We start from the raw sequence: 17,838 nt of genomic DNA on the forward strand, positions 1-17,838 counted from the left end.
ACGGATGTGCTCGGCGACTTCTTCTGCCCAGGCTGTGGCGGGGACCGCAACTACCGTCGGCAGCACGGTCGGCGGTGGCTGCGGTTGTTCGAGCTCCCGGTGCTGCCGCTGGGCGGCGTGCCGAGCAGCGTGCAGTGCACCAACTGCCGCGGCCGGTACGGCGTGGAGAGCCTGGAGCAGCCCACCAGCGTGCGGCTGACCGGAATGCTGCGGGACGCGCAGTACATCATCGCGCTGACCATGCTCGCGGCCGGCGGGGTCGGCTCCGCTCCGGCCCGCGCCGAGGCCTGCGAGCTGATCCGCACCGCCGGCTTCGAGGACTGCGGCGAGGCCCAGGTGCTGGCGGCGCTCGCCGCGCTCTGCGGCTTCGGCGAGGACGAGCCCTTCGACGGGCACGGCGTCGGCCGCGGGCTGGCCGTCGAACTGCACGCCGCACTGGAGCCGTTGGCTCCGCACCTGGCCCAGCAGGGCCGCGAGCGGCTGGTGCTGCAGGGCGCCTGGATCGCGCTGGCCGACGGCCGGTACCTGCCGCAGGAGCGCGAGGCGCTGGTGGTCGTGGGCAGCTGCCTGCGACTGGGGGAGGACACGGTGGGCCGGCTGCTGGAGGCCGCCACCCGCACCCCGCACTGACCTCGCTCCCTTCCCCCGAACTGGGCCCGACCCCCCTCCGGGCCCGCCGTGTCCCGCACCGGCTCCCCCCGTACAAGCCCGGTGCGGGTACACGGCTGTCCGGGCCGGCCACGAGGTACGGGACAATGGCTGCATGAGCCTGATCCGTGACGACGGCGTCGTCCTGCGCGCGCAGAAGCTCGGCGAGGCCGACCGGATCATCACCCTGCTCACCCGCCAGCACGGCAAGGTCCGCGCGGTGGCCCGGGGGGTGCGCAAGACCAAGTCCAAGTTCGGCGCCCGGCTGGAGCCGTTCTCCCATGTGGACGTGCAGTTCTTCAGCCGGGGCAGCGAGCTGGTCGGCCGCTCGCTGCCGCTCTGCACCCAGGTGGAGACCATCGCCCCGTACGGCGGCGGCATCGTCACCGACTACGGCCGCTACACCGCCGGCACCGCGATGCTGGAGACGGCGGAACGTTTCGCCGAGAACGAGGGCGAGCCCGCCGTCCAGCAGTACCTGCTGCTGGTCGGGGCGCTGCGCACGCTGGCCGCCGGCACCCACGCGTCGCACCTGGTGCTGGACGCCTTCCTGCTGCGCTCGCTCGCGGTCAACGGCTACGGCGCGAGCTTCACCGACTGCGCCAAGTGCGGCCTCGAAGGCCCCAACCGGTTCTTCTCGCTGCAGGCCGGCGGCGTGCTCTGCACGGACTGCCGGGTTCCCGGATGTGCCGTACCCTCCCCTGAGACACTGGTTCTGCTCGGCGCCCTGCTGTCCGGAGACTGGCAGACTGCGGACGCCTGCGAACCCCGCTACTGGCGGGAGGGCAGCGGTCTGGTGGCCGCCTACCTGCAGTGGCACCTGGAGCGGGGTATCCGTTCGATGAGATACGTGGAGAAGTGAGCATGGCAGCGCGACGGCTCTTCGGTGGCAGCAAGCAGCGCGAGTACGCGGCCCCGTCCCCGCACCCGAGCGGCGCCCAGCCGCCGAAGATCCCCGGTGAGCTGGTCCCCGCCCATGTCGCGATCGTGATGGACGGCAACGGCCGCTGGGCCAAGGAGCGCGGCCTGCCCCGCACCGAGGGCCACAAGATCGGCGAGAGCGTCGTGCTGGACGTGATGAGGGGCGCCATCGAGCTGGGCGTCAAGAACATCTCGCTCTACGCCTTCTCCACCGAGAACTGGAAGCGTTCCCCGGATGAGGTGAAGTTCCTGATGAACTTCAACCGGGACGTGATCCGCCGCCGCCGGGACGAGCTGGACGCGATGGGCGTGCGGATCCGCTGGGCCGGCCGGATGCCGAAGCTGTGGAAGAGCGTGGTCCAGGAACTCAAGGTGGCCGAGGAGCAGACCAAGGACAACGACGCGGTCACCCTCTACATGTGCGTCAACTACGGCGGCCGGGCCGAGGTCGCGGACGCCGCCGCGGCGATCGCCGCCGATGTCGCGTCCGGCAAGCTGGACCCGAAGAAGGTCAACGAGAAGACCCTCTCCAAGTACATGTACCACCCGGACATGCCGGACGTGGACCTGTTCCTGCGCCCCAGCGGCGAGCAGCGCACGTCCAACTTCCTGCTCTGGCAGTCGGCTTACGCGGAGTTCGTGTTCCAGGACGTGCTCTGGCCGGACTTCGACCGGCGCGACCTGTGGCGCGCCTGCGAGCAGTTCGCGATGCGCGACCGGCGGTTCGGCGGCGCGCTGCCCAACGAGGTGCCCGCCGAGGTGCCCGCGCAGCGCTGACGGGCCGTCACACGTTCGGGTGGGACCGCTCGGCGGCCCGCCCGAACGGCGCCCGCCGGCCTTGCCTCAGTGCGCCGCGCGCTGCTTGGCCGCGCAGTCCGCGCAGGTGCCGAAGATCTCCAGGGTGTGCGCGATGTCACTGAACCCGTGTTCGGCCGCCACCGAGTTGGCCCACCGCTCGACCGCGGGGCCCTCGACCTCGACCGTGCTGCCGCAGTGCCGGCAGACCAGGTGGTGGTGGTGCCCGCTGCTGCACCGGCGGTAGACCGCCTCGCCGTCGGCGGTGCGCAGCACGTCCACCTCGCCCGCGTCGGCCAGCGACTGGAGGGTGCGGTAGACCGTGGTCAGGCCGACCGAGTCGCCCCGGTGCTTGAGCATGTCGTGCAGTTCCTGCGCGCTGCGGAAGTCCTCGATCTCGTCCAGCGCGGCCGAGACTGCGGCGCGCTGACGGGTGGATCGGGCGCGTGGCGACGGGCCTGCGGTGGTCACCGGTGCTCCTCCAGGGATTCGGGGCGGGTCACAGCTCATTGTGCCAGCCCCGCACCCTTGACCGACTCCGCCGGAAGGGACTGCTCGGCCGCCTGCTGAACCGGAATTCGCCCCTCCGAATCTGCTGCCTCGGCAGCCCCTGCCGCCACTCCCCGGTGCCGCCGCCGGGCCAGTGGCGCGGCGAGCGCGCTGAACACCGCGAAGCAGGCGATCGCCAGCAGCACGATCGCGGAACCTGGCGGCACGTCAGCCTGGTACGAGGTGACCACCCCGCCGAGCGAGACCAGCACCCCGATCCCGATCGCCAGCACCTGGGTGGCCCGGAACGAGCGGGTCAGCAACTGCGCCGCCGCCACCGGCACCACCATCAGCGCGCTCACCAGCAGCAGCCCGACCACCCGCATCGCCACCGTCACGGTGACCGCGGCCATCACCGCGAGCAGCAGGTTGAGCAGCCGCACCGGCAGCCCGGTGACCCGGGCGAACTCCTCGTCCTGGCAGACCGCGAAGAGCTGGCGGCGCAGCCCGATGGTCACCGCGATCACCACCGCGCCCAGCACCGCGATGGTCACCAGGTCGCTCGCGTCCACCGCCAGGATCGAGCCCCAGAGGTAGCTGTCCAGGCTGCCGCTGGTGCCGCTGGCGGCCGGCGACTTGCTGATCAGCAGCCGTCCGCAGGCCATCCCGCCGTAGAAGAGCATGGCCAGCGCGATGTCGCCGCGCTGGTTGCCGCGCGAACGGACCAGCTCCATGATCACTGCGGCCACCACGCAGACCGCCACCGCCATCCAGACCGGGCTGGTCTGGAAGAGCAGCCCGAGGCCGACGCCGGTCAGCGCGACATGCCCGATGCCGTCGCCCATCAGCGCCTGCCGGCGCTGCACCAGGTAGATGCCGACCGAGGGCGCGGTGATCCCGACCAGCAGGGCGGCCAGCAGCGCGCGCTGCATGAAGTCGTAGGAGAGCAGGTCGCTCATGTCAGCAGCCCCTGACGCGCCTCGGCGTGGTGGTGGTCCTGATGGTGGTGGTCGAGTCCGAGCGTCGAGTCCTGCGCCACCCGCCCGTCGGCCAGCAGCACCGCACGGTCGATCAGCGGCTCCAGCGGCCCGAGTTCGTGCAGCACCAGGAGCACCGCCGCACCCCGGGCCACCTCGTGGCGCAGCGTGTCGGCGAGCACCCGCTGGCTGGCAAGGTCGACCCCGGCCATTGGCTCGTCCATGATCAGCAGCTCGGGCGTGCCGACCAGCGCCCGGGCGATCAGCACCCGCTGCTGCTGGCCGCCGGAGAGGTCGGCTACCCCGTCGCCGGCCCGGCCGAGCATTCCGACGGCGTCCAGCGCCCGGTCCACGGCGGCCCGGTCCTTGCGGCGGAACGGCCGCAGCCCGTGCTGCGCCAGCCGCCCGGTCGCCACCACCTCGCGCACCGTGGCGGGCACCCCGCCGGCGGCGGTGGTGCGCTGCGGCACGTAGCCGATCCGGTGCCAGTCGCGGAACCGCGCCCCGGGCACGCCGAACAGCTCGCGCTCACCCCCGGTCAGCGGCACCGAGCCGATCACCGTCTTGATGGTGGTGGACTTGCCGGAGCCGTTGGCCCCGAGCAGCGCGACCACCTCGCCGGGGGCGACCGCCAGGTCGACCCCGCGCAGCACCGGGCGTCCGCCGAGCGCGGCCTGGGCGGCGGTCAGTCGGACCGCGGGTGTGTTCATGTCGGCTGGTCCCCCGTCAGGCGGTGCAGCCGAGGGCGGCCCGCAGGTTGGTCAGGTTCTGCTGCATGACCGAGAGGTAGTTGTCGTTCTTCGCGTCCTTCACGCCCTCCAGCGGGTCCAGGACGGCGGTCTTCAGGTTCAGGTCCTTGGCCACGCTCTCGGCGAGCTTCGGGCTGACCAGGGTCTCGAAGAAGATCGTGCTGACGCCGTGGTCCTTGGCCGCCTGCTGGATCTGGGCCAGTCGCGCCGGGGTGGGCTCGGACTCCGGGTCGACCCCGTTGATCGCGATCTGCTCCAGGCCGTAGTGGTCGGCGAGGTAGCCGAAGGCGGCGTGGCTGGTGACGAAGGCCTTGTTGGTGCAGCCCTTCAGCCCGGACTGGAAGCCCTGGTCCAGGGTGGCGAGCCGGGCCACCAGGTCGTCGGTGTTCTTCTGGTAGTCGGCGGCGTGCGCCGGGTCGGCCTTGGCGAGCTCGGCGCCGACGCCCTTGGCGACGGCCGCGTACCGGGTCGGGTCCAGCCAGATGTGCGGGTCGCCGGCGTCGCCCGGGTGGTCGTGCCCGTCGGTGGCGGTGCTGCCCTCGTCCAGGTGGTGGTCGACCAGCGGGGAGAACGCGGTGGCGTCCACGATGTGCGCGCTCCTGGACTGCGCGACGGCCTTGTCGACGGTGGGCTGCAGGCCCTTGAGGTAGAGGACGGTGCCGGCGTTCTGCACGGCGGCCACCTGTTTGGCCGTCAGCTCCAGATCGTGCGGCTCGGTGCCGGCGGCGGTGAGGTCGGTGACGTTCACGTGCTCGCCACCGATCTGCTCCGCGAGGTACTGCATCGGGTAGAAGGATGCGACCACGTTCAGCTTGCCGTCGGCGCTCTGCGCGCTGCTGCTGCCACCGCAGGCGGTGAGCAGCAGGGAGCCGGTGACAGCGGTGGCGGCCAGGGCGAGTGAGGGAGCGGATATCCGACGGCGGAGCATCATGACAACCATTCTCATCTTTCCTGGAAATGATTGTCAACTTGCCGGATGATCCGACTGTCGTTACGTGAAGTGTTGTGGGTTAACGATTTGAGCCCGCCACCCACCTGCCCGGTAACCTGAGGTATTCGGGTGCGTGCAACCAGCCGCGCCTTGACCGTGCCGTCGTACATGAGTGCGGCGTCGTACTGAAGAGAGCACTGTGGCCGCCGACAAGATCGACACGATCGTCAGCCTGAGCAAGCGCCGTGGCTTCGTCTACCCCTGCAGCGAGATCTACGGTGGCACCAGGGCTGCCTGGGACTACGGGCCGCTGGGCGTGGAGCTCAAGGAGAACATCAAGCGCCAGTGGTGGCGCGCGATGGTGCACGCTCGCGAGGACGTGGTCGGTCTCGACTCCTCGGTGATCCTGGCCCGCGAGGTCTGGGAGGCCTCCGGCCACGTCGCCACCTTCAGCGACCCGCTGACCGAGTGCACCTCCTGTCACAAGCGGTTCCGCGCGGACCACCTGGAGGAGGCCTACGAGGCCAAGCACGGCAAGCTCCCGGCGAACGGCCTGGCCGACATCAACTGCCCCAACTGCGGCACCAAGGGCGCCTTCACGGAGCCCAAGGAGTTCTCGGGCATGCTGAAGACCCACCTCGGCCCGGTCGAGGACGGCTCCGGCCTGGCCTACCTGCGCCCCGAGACCGCGCAGGGCATCTTCACCAACTTCAAGGCCGTCCAGACCACTTCGCGCAAGAAGCCGCCGTTCGGCATCGCCCAGGTCGGCAAGAGCTTCCGCAACGAGATCACCCCCGGCAACTTCATCTTCCGCACCCGCGAGTTCGAGCAGATGGAGATGGAGTTCTTCGTCAAGCCGGGCGAGGACGAGAAGTGGCACGAGTACTGGCTCGAGCAGCGCTGGAACTGGTACACCGACCTCGGCCTGCGGACCGAGAACATGCGCTTCTTCGAGCACCCGAAGGAGAAGCTCTCGCACTACGCCAAGCGCACCGTGGACATCGAGTACCGCTTCAACTTCGGCGGTAGCGAGTTCTCCGAGCTCGAGGGCATCGCCAACCGCACCGACTTCGACCTGTCGACCCACAGCGAGGCCTCCGGCCAGGACCTCAAGTACTTCGACCAGGAGTCCGGCGAGCGGTACTTCCCGTACGTCATCGAGCCCGCAGCAGGCCTCAACCGCGCGCTGCTGGCCTTCATCCTCGACGCCTACTTCGAGGACGAGGCCCCCAACGCCAAGGGCGTGATGGAGAAGCGCGTCGGCATGCGCCTCGACCCGCGGCTCGCCCCGGTCAAGGTCGCGGTGCTGCCGCTGTCGCGCAACGCCGACCTGTCCCCGAAGGCCCGCGGCCTCGCCGCCGACCTGCGCCAGGCCTGGAACGTCGAGTTCGACGACGCCGGTGCGATCGGCAAGCGCTACCGCCGCCAGGACGAGATCGGCACGCCGTTCTGCGTCACGGTCGACTTCGACACCCTCGAGGACAACGCCGTCACCATCCGCGAGCGCGACACCATGGCGCAGGAGCGGGTCTCGCTGGACCAGGTGAAGGCCTACCTGGGTGCGCGGCTGATCGGCTGCTGAGGTCCCTGCTCCGACTGAGGGCCCCTTCCGCTCCGGCGGCAGGGGCCCTCGGCCGTTCTCGGTCAGCCGAGTCCTGGTCAGCCCAGCCTGGTCAGCCGAGTCTTGGTCGGCCCAGTCTCAGTCAGCTCAGTCGCTCCCGGGCCTCCATCAGGGCGAAGCCGAGCAGGTTGAGCCCGCGCCAACGCGCCGGATCGGCGGCGGCCTCGTTGCCGGCGCCGAGGCCGATGCCCCAGATCCGGTCACGCGGGCTGGCCTCGACCAGGACCCGGTTCGCGGTGCCGAGCAGATAGCTGCGCAGCGCCTCGTCCTGACCGAACTTGGCGACATTGCCCTCGGTCACCAGGGCGAACCGGGCCGCGGCCCAGGTCTCCTCCTCGAAGCCCTGCACCAGCCGCCCGAGCTTCTTGGCCTCGGCCGGCGTCCGGGCGGCCAGGATCCCGGGGACGGCCTCCTCGCCCCCGAACAGCCGCGCCTTGCTCGCCATCATCCAGTGCTCGGCGGTGGCGTACTCGATGCCGTCGACGGTGAAGGGGGAGGGCCACCACTGGCTGAGCGAGCCGGGACCGATGCTGCCGTCACGCTGGGGCTGGTGGCCCCAGAAGAACAGGTACTTGGGCTGGACACCGGCGGCGGTGAGGGCGGCCAGGGCTTCGCGGGTACGGGTGGTCGCGGGGTGGGCGGCACGATCGTCGTTCATGGCGGGATCGTCGCAGCAGGGACTGACAGGTGGCGACGGCTTTTCTCAGCCCATCGAGCGCGGCAGTCGGGTGGAGAGCCAGGCGATCACCGTGGCGCCGACCAGTTGACTGCCGAGCACCACGGCCAGGGCGTGCGCCATCCCCAACGACGGGATCAGCGACAGGAACAGGGTCCCGAAGGTGGCCACGCCCAGGGCCAGGCTGGACTGTTGGGTGGTGGCCAGGACCCCGCTGCCGACGCCGGCCCGCTCCAGCGGCACCTTGGCCAGCACCACCCGGAACAGCGGCGTGCCGATCAGGCCGTTGCCCAGACCGATCAGCGCCATGCCGGGCAACAGGGTGAGCACGCCCAGGCCTTGATAGTCCGTCAGGACCGTGGCGATCAGGACCAGCATCCCGACCGGCTGGATCAGCGACCCGGCGGTGATCACCCGGCTGCCGTAGCGCCCGATCAGTCGCGGGCCGGCCAGCGAGGAGGTGAAGTAGCCGACGGCCAGCGGGACCAGTGCCCAGCCGGAGGCGACCGGGCTCAGCCGCAGGCCCTGCTGCAGGGCGATCGCCAGCACGAACATGAAGGCGCCGAAGTTGCCGAAGTAGGGGAGCGCGATGCCCAGGCCGCGGCGCATCTCGGGGATCCGCAGCAGCGAGAGCGGGACCAGCGGCAGCCGTCCGGCGGCCTCCGCCCGGCGCTCGACCGCGACGAACGCCCAGGCGGCGAACGGGAAGACGGCCAGCGAGAGCCAGGTCCACAGCGGCCAGCCGACCGCGCGGCCCTCCATCAGCGGAACGAACAGCGACAGCAGCGCGACGGTCAGCAGCAGGGTGCCCGGCAGGTCCACCCGGCTCGGCTGCTCGGAGCGGCTCTCCGGCACGTAGCGCAGCGCCAGCACGGCGGTGAGCAGCGCGAACGGGACGTTGACCAGGAAGACGGCGCGCCAGCCGGTGCCGAACAGGTCGGCCTGGACCAGCATCCCGCCGAGCACCTGGCCGATCACCACGCTGATGCCACCGACCGCGCCGTAGACGCTCAGCGCGCGGGCGCGCTGCGGGCCGCTGGTGGCGGCGGTGATGGTGGCCAGCACCTGCGGGATCAGCAGTGCGGCCGAGGCGCCCTGGGCGACCCGGGCGGCCACCAGGGTCCAGGCGGTGGGTGCGACACCGCAGGCCAGCGAGGTGAGGGCGAAGGCGGCGGCGCCGGCGATGAACAGCCGGCGGCGGCCCAGGCTGTCGCCGAGGCGTCCGCCGAGCACCAGCAGGACGGCGAAGGCGATGCCGTAGCCGGCGGCGACCAGTTCCAGCACGGCCGGTCCGGCGGCGAGGTCCTGGTCGATGGTCGGCAGGGCCACGTTGACGATGAAGAAGTCCAGCATCGGCAGGAAGGCGCCGAGCAGGACGGTGACCAGGCCGGCGACCGTGAGGGTGCGGTGCGCGGTGGTGGTGGCGGCCGGGTGTGGTGAGCGGGTGGGGCGAGCCGGTGGGCGTTCCAGTTGCTGAGTCACGAGTACTACGATCCGGCTCTCGATACCCTGGTACCAGAGTCTGCTTATCCTGTTATAAGGAGTACCTGGCACCCGCCTCGCGGGTGGCGCATGCTGGGATCATGCACGCCACGAGTACGTCCGACCAGACCCGGCGCCAGGAGCTCGCCGACTTCCTGCGCAGTCGCCGGGAGCGGATCACCCCGGAGCAGGTCGGCCTGCCCAGCACCGGCCGGCGCCGCACCCCAGGGCTGCGCCGCGAGGAGGTCGCGCAGCTCGCCGCGGTCGGGGTCACCTGGTACACGTGGCTGGAGCAGGGACGGGACATCCAGGTCTCCGGCCAGGTACTGGAGGCGGTCTCCCGGGCGCTGCTGCTCGACCCCAACGAGCGCGCGCACCTCTACACGCTGGCCGGCGCGGGCGACCCGTCGCCGACCACGGACTGCCTGGCGGTCACCCCGACCGTCCGGGTGATCCTCGACCAGCTCTCCCCGCTGCCCGCCTGCGTGCTCAACAGCCGTTACGACGTCCTGGCGTACAACGACAGCTACACCAAGATGTTCGGCGATCTGGACCTGCTCCCCTTCGAGGAGCGGAACATGATCTGGCTGATCTTCACCGACCGGGACTACCAGGCCCGTTGGCTCGACCTGGAGGGCGCCCGCGCCCAAGGGGTGGCCCGGTTCCGGGCGGCGATGGCCGACCACGTCGCCGACCCCGCCTGGAAGGCGATGCTCGCCCGGCTGCGGCAGGCCTCGCCCGACTTCGAGGAGGCCTGGCAGCGGCACGACGTCGGGGCCCGGGAGAACGGCAGCAAGGGCTTCCTCCACCCCGAGGTCGGCGTGCTGCGGATGGACTTCACCTACCTGTGGCTCGGCCTGCGGCACGGCACCCGCGTGGTGGTGTACACGCCGGCGGACGAGGAGACCGCGGCCCGGATCGAGGAGCTCGCGCGACTCTAGGGCCGAGTGCCCTCAGCCGACCCAGCAGCCCCAGACCGCCTCGGCCGGCTCAGCCGTCCACCGGTAGCCCGCGCGGTGCCTTCACCCGCTTCATGATGATCTGCGAGTTGACCTCGGTGACGCCCGACAGCGTGGTCAGCCGCTCGATCCAGAGCCGCTCGTAGGCCTGCAGGTCGGCGACCGCGATCCGCAGCAGGCAGCCGGGGCTGCCGAACAGGCGGTAGGCCTCGACCACGTCGGGGATGTCCTGCAGCGCCGCCTCGAAGGCCTCCACGGCCGCCCGGTCGCGCTTGACCTCGATCGAGACCAGCACCTCGAAACCGCGCCCGACCGCCTCCGGATTGATGATCGCGCGGTAGCCCTCGATCACCCCGTCCTGCTCCAGCTGCCGCACCCGGCGCATGCACGGGGAGGGGGTGAGGCCGACCCGCTGGGCCAGGTCCTGGTTGCTCAGCCGGCCGTCGTGCTGGAGCTCGCGCAAGATATCGCGATCAATCCTGTCCATGGCGCGATTATCCACCCCATTCCTCATTGATCGGAGGCAGAACTGGCGATCGCATTGCTCGCCGAGTTTCCTATCATTGCGGAGGAAAATCAGTACGAGTATCGAACGAGGTGACGGGCCATGGCGCGGATCGTCGTCATCAGCACCGGCGGCACGATAGCCAGCCGCTGGCAGGGTGCGGGCTTCGCCGCCGAGGCCCGCGGCCACGAGGTCATGGACACGGCCGACGTGCCGGACGGCGTCACCCTCGAGGTGGTCGACCTCTTCAGTGTCAACAGCCCGCGGCTGACCACCGCCCACCAGCTCACCCTGCTGCGCACCGTGCACGAGGTGCTCGCCGACCCCGGCGTGGACGGCATCGTGGTCACCCACGGCACCGACACCCTGGAGGAGACCGCCTTCCTGGTCGACCTCCACCACGACGACCCCCGCCCGGTGGTCTTCACCGGCGCCCAGCTCCCGCTGGACGCGGCGGACGGCGACGGACCCGGCAACCTGCACGACGCCCTGGTCACCGCCGCGAGCGTGCGCGACCTCGGCGTGCTGGTGGTCTTCGACGGCAAGGTGCACGCCGCCCGCGGCACCGTGAAGACCCAGACGCTGGCCGCCGACGCCTTCGCCGACCCGTCCGGCCACCGGATCGGCGACGTCGGCTTCGGCCGGGTCAGCGTGCTGCGCCTGCCGCAGCGCCCGGCCGCCCTGCCGCTGCCCGAACTGCCCGGCAGCGCGCCGCGGGTCGACCTGGTGATGCACCACTCCGACGGTGACCCGGTGCTGTTCAACGCCTCGGTGGCGGCCGGCGCCCAGGGCATCGTGCTGGTCGCCACCGGCGCGGGCAACGCCACCCCGGAGATCGTCGCGGCCGTGGCCGCTGCCCGCGCCCGTGGCGTGCTGGTCGCCCTCACCACCCGGGTGGCGGCCGGCCCGGTCGCCGAGATCTACACCCACGGCGGCGCGGTCGACCTGGTCGCGGCCGGCGCCGTCCCGACCGGCACGCTGCGCGCGGGCCAGGCCCGGATCGCCGTGCTGAGCACCCTGCTGGCCGCGCCGCGAGACGAGCAGGGCGGTGCGCAGCGTGGTGAGCAGACCGGCGAGCAGCGGGCGGCGGTGCTGCGCTCGCTGCTGGACGAGAGCCCGTCAGCGGAGCTGCTGCACAACTGATTCCCGATCCGCTGCTCGCCGGGCGGAACCGCCCCGCTAGGCTGCGCGTCCACAACGGGTGACAAGCCTAGGAGGGGGACACGTGGGCGACGAGCAGGCCGGTCCGGGCACCGGATTCACCGTGAACCAGGAGACGTTGACCGCTGCCGCGAACACGCTGCAGCAGGCGGCGGACGATCTGGCGACCGTCTCGGGCACGCTCGCCAACCCGGCGGGCTACACCGCCGACAACTACGGCGACTACGGCGCGGTGGCGGCGGCACAGGCCTTCATCCCGGCCTGGCAGGACGAACTCCAGGTGGACCACGACGCGTTGGCGGACCTGGCCGACAAGGTCCGGCAGAGCGCGGCGGCCTACCAGGTCAACGACGGCAAGGTGGCGGCCGGCTTCCGCCGGGGGAGGGAGTTCTGATGGCCACTCAACGCGAGCAGATCGAGTCGCTCAGCAACACCATCAACTCCTCGTACGGCATGTGGGGCGCCGGCGACCTCAAGGACGCCGTCGACGAGGCCCGCGGCCTGCCCGGCCCCAAGGGCTCGCCCGAGGCGCTGCACAACCTGGGCCGCGCCTACACCAGCGCCGGCGGCACGGTCTGGGACGTCCAGGGCCGGGTCAACGGCGTCGCCACCGCCCAACTCCCGGCCGGCTGGACCGGTACGGCGGGCGAGAAGGCCGCCGAGGTGATCAAGGCGGCCGGCGACGACCTCAACCGGACCCAGGACGCGTTCGCCACGGCCGGCAACGCCTTCTCCGTCCTCGCCGACGCGCTGACCGCCGCCCAGGCCCTGCACACCCAGGGGCCCGGCCCGCTCAACCACGCCTACCAGCTGCTGGACGACATCACCCTGTGGGGTGGGCCGGACCCGGTGAACTGGGACGACGACAAGATGCACCAGGCCGAGGCCGCCGCCAAGGAGGGCATCGGGCACATGCTGGACGCCGCCCAGCAGGCCGAGACCGCCGGGCACACCTTCACCGAGACGCTCAACAAGCTGGCCGCCGAGGCGGTGGCCGGCAAGATCAAGGGCGGCGACCTGTCCGCCGCCGACAAGCTGGTGCTCGCCGACGCCGCCGCCCCGGGCGACTACAACGACATCATCACCGCCAACGACGCCACCCGGGCCGGCCAGGCCATGGACAAGATGAGCCCGCAGGACCGGGCCCGGTTCGACGCCCTGCTGGCCGGCGCCAAGTCGCCGCAGGAACGGGCCTACCTGCTCAAGACGCTGGCCGCCGGGCACAACGTCAACGAGGTCGCCTCCTTCGACCAGCTGATCCACGACCACGGCGACGACCCGGCCTGGCTGGCCGACCGGCTGACGCCGATCCGGCTGGACTCGACCTCCACCGCCACCGGTCAGAACGGCAACCAGACGGACATCTCCTACCAGGGCGCTTCCTGGACCCAGGGTCAGCACCCCACCTGCGTGGCCTCCTCGACCGTGATGGCCCGCGCCATGGTCGACCCGATGTACTCGCTGCAGATCACCACCGGCGGCCACCCCGGCGACCCGCAGTACGACAATCCGCAGGCCTTCTCCAAGCGCCTGCTGGACGAGCAGAACCGGGTCTACGACGACGGCCGCGACTTCTACGCCGACTGGCCGGTGGTCGGCTACGACGGCATGAGCAACGACGCCTCCAACGACGAGGCCAACAAGGAGATCGGCGGCGCGACCGGCTCCAAGTACCAGAACGTCGACATGAACAACGACGGCAACCGTCGCGACGCGCTCGGCCCGGTGGAGAACGCGGTCGACCAGGGCCGTCCGGTGCCCATCTCGATCAGTGGTGGCGGCGACGCACACCAGATGATGATCATCGGGCACAGCGGTGACAAGCTGGAGATCTACAACCCCTGGGGCTACACCACCTGGGTCAGCGAGGACGACTTCGTGAACGGCCACATGAACGTCGCGCTCTCCGGCCAGTACCCCGACATGCGCAACGTCGACAGCATCCGGCTCCCGCAGTGAGGCACCGATGACGACCCCGGTTTCGAAGACCGACGCCGAGCTCGCCGAGCTCGACGTCCCCGTGCTGCTCCGCTTCGGCCTCGGGGCGGACGGACCGCACCGCCGCGCCCTCTTCGGCGAGGGCGCGGTGGCGGCCGCACTCCTGGCGGACCGCCAGGAGGTCCAGCCGCGCTCGCTCACCTTCCTCGCGGAGGTGGTCCGCGCGGGCGGCGTCCGCTACGCGACCGGCCTGCCGGAGCCACTGCCCACGCCGGCCGCCACCGCGCTGGCCCGACAGTGGCTGGACGCGGCCGCGATGGTCACCACCGACCCGACCGGCGACGCGCTCGCCGCCCGGTGGCTGGACGCGGTCGCAGCCATCCTCGAACTGCGCCGAGGGAGCGGCTCGTGAGGCGCTCGCTCGGCCTGTTCGCCACCGCTGCCCTACTGCTGACGGGCTGCCAGGTGGAGAGCGGCGGGATGAACCACGGCCAGGTCTTCGCCTTCGGCACCTCGACCATCGACGTCAAGCCCGGCCAGACCTTCTCCCTGCACCAGAAGCTCGCCGTGGTCCCCGGCAGCGACGACTGGCAGGTGGTCGACCCCCGCCCCGACCCCGCCGTACTCGGCGTGGTCGGCACCGACCGGATCAAGCCCGCCGGCGGCCAGGTGGGCGACGGCGGCGAGGTGTACCTGGTCTTCAAGGCGGCGGCCAAGGGCACCACCGAAGTGGTCCTGGAGAACTGCCTCAGCTGCACGGGCGCCCTGAAGCAGACCTACCACTCGCACAACACCTACCGAGTGGTCGTCGGCTAGCGCAGCCGAGCCGCCTGCGGGAGCCGGCCGAGGTGGTGTGAGGTGGGCGGGGCGGGGCGGCGATTTCGTTCCGGGCTCCGGATAGCGTACGGTCAGGTTTACCGACGCGGGGTGGAGCAGCTCGGTAGCTCGCTGGGCTCATAACCCAGAGGTCGCAGGTTCAAATCCTGTCCCCGCTACTGACCGAGGGGCCCGGCGCACACTGTGCGCCGGGCCCCTCGTCGTGTCCCCGCACGGCTCTTGTTGCTGTGCCCCTGCCCTCACTACCCGCTGAACCAGCAGCAGCTCGTGACGGCGGTCCAGGTGCCGAAGAGGTGAGCTAGGCCAGGGCCGGGTCGGCCGCGGTGGGGAGGAGCAGGACCGTCACCGCGTAGGCCGAGAAAGCGAGTGGCGGGTAGCCGAGGTATCCGGGCAGCGGCATCTCGAACAGGTGCGGCCAGGAGTTGACGTACGGGGTGTCGTAGACCCAGCGGTAGCCGGCCGAGCCGCCGTTCCACATCTCCCAGAAGAATCCGCTGGTCAGCCCGGCCAGGGAGAGCACCACGAGCTCGCCCCACCGCCCGTGGGCCAGTTGCCCGAGCAGACTCGGGCGGCCGGTCCACAGGTTGACCGGGTCCAGCAGCAGGACGAATCCGCACCAGAGCAGCGGATAGGTCTGCCGGGGGAGGAGCAGCGGCACCGTGAGCGAGAGCAGGCCGGCCGCGGCGACGATCCGCGGTCCGCGGTCGGTCAGCGGCAGCCGGACGCCGCGAAGGCCCGCCAGCCGGGGGAAGGAGCGGAAGAAGTCACGGGTCTCCCACAGGACCGGGATCACGGTGGTGATCAGCACGCCCTGGACGAGGTCCCAGAGCAGCCGTGGATGGCGTTGGTGGGCCTGGTAGTGCCAGTTCTGCAGGACGTGGTTGTACAGCTCGTAGCAGAACCAGAAGGCGCAGGAGACCGGGAAGAGCAGCAGGAAGAGCCGTGGCCGCCCGGTCAGCAGGGAGGTGCCGGTGCGCAGCCGGACCAGGCCGTCGACCGTGATCAGGTAGCCCAGCCAGAGCGGCAGGAAGAGGTCCTCCGAGTACTGGTCGGCGACGGTCCAGTAGGCCGGCCAGGCGAGCGCGAGCAGCACCGGGCCCGCCACCAACTGCCAGTGGAGGCGGGCGCCGGGCACCGAGTCGGAGCAGGAGTCGGACAGCGCTCAGTTCCAGACTCTGACGCTGCTGACGTAGACGTCCGCCTGCGCGCCGGTGGCGGGGGTGGTGCCGTCGGTGGCCGTCTCCGACTGGAGCACCCAGTGCATCGGGGTGTTCGGGACGAGCGTGTCGGAGTGGCCGATCAGCTGCCCGTCGAGGAGGAAGTCGCAGTGGTCGGCCCGCCAGTCGACCACCGTGGTGTGCCAGCCGCTGGCCACCGCTGCGCCGGTGGAGTAGCTGTCGAGGTCGTTGCCGGAGGAGCCGTTCTGGTGGTGCACGGCTGCGGTGATCTCGCTGTTCAGGCTGCCTTCGGGGAAGTCGATCTCCCCGTCGGTGGGCCAGTTGCCGCTGTCGGGCCAGAGCAGCCAGGCCAGTTTGAAGCCGGGCGTCGGGTCGACGGCCCGCCAGGTGATCTCGTAGCGGCCGTAGCTGCGGCCGCCGCCGGGTCCGTTCCCGCCCGCGATCTTCGGCAGGGGTGCGGCGACCAGGTTGCTGCCGTTCTCGTTGCGCATTCGCAGGTGCAGCGCGCCGTCGGCGATGCTGAGCACCTTGGACGGCGTGTAGCTGCCGTTGTGGGTGGTGTCCGGCGTGCCGTCCGGGTAGGCCCACCAGTTGCCGTCCACGGCGGCCGGCAGCCCGGTGCAGTGGGAGGTCAGGATGCTGCTCCGGTCGCCGCTGTCGCAGCCTGAGAAGCCACCCTCGGCGACCGGGGTGGTGAAGGTGTCGCTGAACACCGGTGAGCCGGCCGGTGGCGCGGCGTCCGGCGCGGTCGGCGCGGCGCCGGTGAAGGCGGGCAGCCCCGGCAGGGCGGTCGCGGCGGCGCTGTCCGCCAGCGGCGCCAGCCCGTACCAGTCCTCGATGGTCCGCAGCACGCTGTCATGGGTGACGTGGCCCGACTGGACGAGCCCGGGGGTGATCCGCTGGCCGACCACCACCAGGGGCACGGGCGCTGTCAGGTCGGTGTCGGAGCTGTTCTCGTCGGTGGTCAGGACGAGCACGCTGTTGTGCGTCTTCGCCCACTGGACGTAGCCGTCCAGGTGGTCCTTGAGCCAGCTGTCGCCCTGCTGGACGGTGCCGTCGTGCCAGTCGTTCTGGAGGTTCGGCACGACGTAGCTGACCTTGGGCAGGGCGGCGAAGTCGGTCGGCCAGGCCGTGAAGTCGTGCTGGGCGTTCTGCGACACGGCGTCGGTGAACTGGGCGAGCGGGTTGTGGCGGCAGGCGTAGTCCGGGTCGGCGGGCAGGCCCTCGAGGTAGCCGCCGACGGAGAGCCCGGCGCCGTCCAGGCGGGTCCCCAGATTGTCGGCCGCGAGGGAGACGCAGGTGTCCGAGCCGTCCTGTCCCTGGGTCGAGCCGCTGTAGAGGTCCAGGTAGTTGGGCAGCGAGGGGTGGCTCTTCCCGGTGTCGTTGGTGTAGGAAGTCCCCTGGGAGAAGAGCGAGTTGACATAGGGTGCGGCCGGGTTGCCGGTGATCTCGGCGAGCCCGTGGTTCTCCATGACCGCCACCACCACATGGTCGGGGCCGGTGGTGGTCGGCGGAGGTGGCGGTGTGGTGACGGTGAGGGTGGTGGCCGGCAGCGGGTGCCAGTGGCGGCCCAGCCGGTAGCTCGGGAAGATCTGGTAGGTGCCGGGCGCGAAGGACTCGGCCGCCGAGGTGAAGGTGTAGCCGGACGGGCAGATCTGCGGGGTGGTCGCCTCGCCGGGGAAGTCGAGGTTGTTGCCCGCGGCGTCCCGGACGGCGACGGTGAACCTGCTCGGCGTGAAGCACGCGTCGCTGTGCACCCGGGCCGTGGCCTGAGCGCTCTGACCTGCCGTCAGCTCGGTCGGCGCCAGTGAGTCCAGGGTGACCGTGGGCCCGAACTGGGTGGTCCAGCCCGTGCAGGGGAGCAGGGCGGCCAGGCTGAGCAGTCCTGCGGCCGGCCCGCTGAGGCGTCTACTTCTTCTCTTCTTCACGTTCGTGGTCATATCAGCCGGTTCCGGGCGAAACCCGGCGGCG

The 17,838-nt window shown here is 71.1% G+C and carries 19 protein-coding genes and 1 tRNA gene; 11 read left to right on the plus strand and 9 right to left on the minus strand.

Going from position 1 to position 17,838, the window contains the following annotated elements; translation table 11 throughout:
- Window positions 1–84 precede the first annotated feature (84 nt).
- The 3 genes from BR98_RS29190 to BR98_RS29200 all read left to right on the plus strand — a co-directional run bounded on the left by BR98_RS29190 (window position 85) and on the right by BR98_RS29200 (window position 2,346).
- Window positions 85–630: a TerB family tellurite resistance protein gene (locus BR98_RS29190; protein WP_232247658.1), complete on the plus strand. Its 546-nt coding sequence runs from the start codon at window positions 85–87 to the stop codon at window positions 628–630.
- Window positions 631–763: 133 nt separating this feature from the next.
- The gene (recO, locus tag BR98_RS29195; protein ID WP_035849337.1) at window positions 764–1,510 is read left to right on the plus strand and encodes a DNA repair protein RecO; all 747 of its coding nucleotides are present in this window, start codon (window positions 764–766) and stop codon (window positions 1,508–1,510) included.
- A 2-nt stretch (window positions 1,511–1,512) separates the two neighbouring features.
- Window positions 1,513–2,346 carry an isoprenyl transferase gene (locus tag BR98_RS29200; protein WP_035849339.1) on the plus strand — a complete coding sequence of 278 codons (834 nt, stop codon included), beginning with the start codon at window positions 1,513–1,515 and terminating at the stop codon, window positions 2,344–2,346.
- 66 nt (window positions 2,347–2,412) lie between these two features.
- Here the strand turns inward: BR98_RS29200 and BR98_RS29205 are convergent, their stop codons facing one another.
- From BR98_RS29205 to BR98_RS29220, 4 genes are read right to left on the minus strand one after another with little or no spacing between them, the layout of a single operon-like run.
- Window positions 2,413–2,835: a Fur family transcriptional regulator gene (locus BR98_RS29205; protein ID WP_035849342.1), complete on the minus strand. Its 423-nt coding sequence runs from the start codon at window positions 2,833–2,835 to the stop codon at window positions 2,413–2,415.
- Window positions 2,836–2,870: 35 nt separating this feature from the next.
- Window positions 2,871–3,812, minus strand: coding sequence for a metal ABC transporter permease (locus BR98_RS29210; protein WP_051970327.1), 942 nt, complete (start codon window positions 3,810–3,812; stop codon window positions 2,871–2,873).
- Window positions 3,809–4,540, minus strand: coding sequence for a metal ABC transporter ATP-binding protein (locus BR98_RS29215; RefSeq protein WP_083977108.1), 732 nt, complete (start codon window positions 4,538–4,540; stop codon window positions 3,809–3,811). The genes BR98_RS29210 and BR98_RS29215 overlap by 4 nt, the downstream gene beginning before the upstream one ends.
- A 16-nt stretch (window positions 4,541–4,556) precedes the next feature.
- On the minus strand, window positions 4,557–5,510 hold the full coding sequence (locus BR98_RS29220; RefSeq protein WP_035849345.1) for a metal ABC transporter substrate-binding protein: 954 nt from the start codon (window positions 5,508–5,510) through the stop codon (window positions 4,557–4,559).
- 199 nt (window positions 5,511–5,709) lie between these two features.
- On the opposite strand from BR98_RS29220, the gene BR98_RS29225 reads away from it, so the two are divergent.
- Window positions 5,710–7,092: a glycine--tRNA ligase gene (locus BR98_RS29225; RefSeq protein ID WP_035849347.1), complete on the plus strand. Its 1,383-nt coding sequence runs from the start codon at window positions 5,710–5,712 to the stop codon at window positions 7,090–7,092.
- A gap of 121 nt (window positions 7,093–7,213) precedes the next feature.
- Here the strand turns inward: BR98_RS29225 and BR98_RS29230 are convergent, their stop codons facing one another.
- Both BR98_RS29230 and BR98_RS29235 read right to left on the minus strand, forming a co-directional pair.
- The gene (locus BR98_RS29230) at window positions 7,214–7,789 is read right to left on the minus strand and encodes an NADAR family protein (RefSeq protein ID WP_051970329.1); all 576 of its coding nucleotides are present in this window, start codon (window positions 7,787–7,789) and stop codon (window positions 7,214–7,216) included.
- Between the two features lie 45 nt (window positions 7,790–7,834).
- Window positions 7,835–9,289, minus strand: a complete 1,455-nt coding sequence (locus tag BR98_RS29235) for an MFS transporter (RefSeq protein WP_083977110.1) — start codon at window positions 9,287–9,289, stop codon at window positions 7,835–7,837.
- A gap of 101 nt (window positions 9,290–9,390) precedes the next feature.
- Here BR98_RS29235 and BR98_RS29240 point away from each other — a divergent pair, with 101 nt between their 5' ends.
- A complete protein-coding gene (locus tag BR98_RS29240; RefSeq protein ID WP_035854274.1) occupies window positions 9,391–10,230 on the plus strand; it encodes a helix-turn-helix transcriptional regulator in 840 nt (279 codons plus the stop codon).
- Window positions 10,231–10,279: 49 nt separating this feature from the next.
- Here BR98_RS29240 and BR98_RS29245 read toward each other — a convergent pair whose 3' ends face one another.
- Window positions 10,280–10,735: an Lrp/AsnC family transcriptional regulator gene (locus BR98_RS29245; RefSeq protein ID WP_035849350.1), complete on the minus strand. Its 456-nt coding sequence runs from the start codon at window positions 10,733–10,735 to the stop codon at window positions 10,280–10,282.
- 120 nt (window positions 10,736–10,855) lie between these two features.
- Here BR98_RS29245 and BR98_RS29250 point away from each other — a divergent pair, with 120 nt between their 5' ends.
- The 6 genes from BR98_RS29250 (at window position 10,856) to BR98_RS29275 (ending at window position 14,847) form a co-directional block, all read left to right on the plus strand.
- The gene (locus tag BR98_RS29250; protein ID WP_083977112.1) at window positions 10,856–11,896 is read left to right on the plus strand and encodes an asparaginase; all 1,041 of its coding nucleotides are present in this window, start codon (window positions 10,856–10,858) and stop codon (window positions 11,894–11,896) included.
- A gap of 82 nt (window positions 11,897–11,978) precedes the next feature.
- Complete coding sequence (locus BR98_RS29255; RefSeq protein WP_035849353.1) at window positions 11,979–12,308, plus strand: WXG100 family type VII secretion target; 330 nt, start codon at window positions 11,979–11,981, stop codon at window positions 12,306–12,308.
- On the plus strand, window positions 12,308–13,873 hold the full coding sequence (locus BR98_RS29260) for a hypothetical protein (protein ID WP_051970332.1): 1,566 nt from the start codon (window positions 12,308–12,310) through the stop codon (window positions 13,871–13,873). The genes BR98_RS29255 and BR98_RS29260 overlap by 1 nt, the downstream gene beginning before the upstream one ends.
- Window positions 13,874–13,880: 7 nt before the next feature.
- Window positions 13,881–14,264 carry a hypothetical protein gene (locus BR98_RS29265; RefSeq protein WP_035849356.1) on the plus strand — a complete coding sequence of 128 codons (384 nt, stop codon included), beginning with the start codon at window positions 13,881–13,883 and terminating at the stop codon, window positions 14,262–14,264.
- Window positions 14,261–14,668, plus strand: coding sequence for a protease inhibitor I42 family protein (locus tag BR98_RS29270; RefSeq protein WP_035849359.1), 408 nt, complete (start codon window positions 14,261–14,263; stop codon window positions 14,666–14,668). Before BR98_RS29265 ends, BR98_RS29270 begins: the two co-directional genes overlap by 4 nt.
- A 105-nt stretch (window positions 14,669–14,773) precedes the next feature.
- Window positions 14,774–14,847 (plus strand) — tRNA-Met (locus BR98_RS29275).
- A gap of 140 nt (window positions 14,848–14,987) precedes the next feature.
- Here BR98_RS29275 and BR98_RS29280 read toward each other — a convergent pair.
- On the minus strand, window positions 14,988–15,824 hold the full coding sequence (locus BR98_RS29280; protein WP_035849362.1) for a hypothetical protein: 837 nt from the start codon (window positions 15,822–15,824) through the stop codon (window positions 14,988–14,990).
- Between the two features lie 27 nt (window positions 15,825–15,851).
- Complete coding sequence (locus tag BR98_RS36710) at window positions 15,852–17,807, minus strand: alkaline phosphatase family protein (protein ID WP_051970334.1); 1,956 nt, start codon at window positions 17,805–17,807, stop codon at window positions 15,852–15,854.
- Window positions 17,808–17,838: the final 31 nt, after the last annotated feature.

It is taken from the genome of Kitasatospora azatica KCTC 9699 (assembly GCF_000744785.1).
In the GTDB taxonomy this organism is placed as follows: domain Bacteria; phylum Actinomycetota; class Actinomycetes; order Streptomycetales; family Streptomycetaceae; genus Kitasatospora; species Kitasatospora azatica.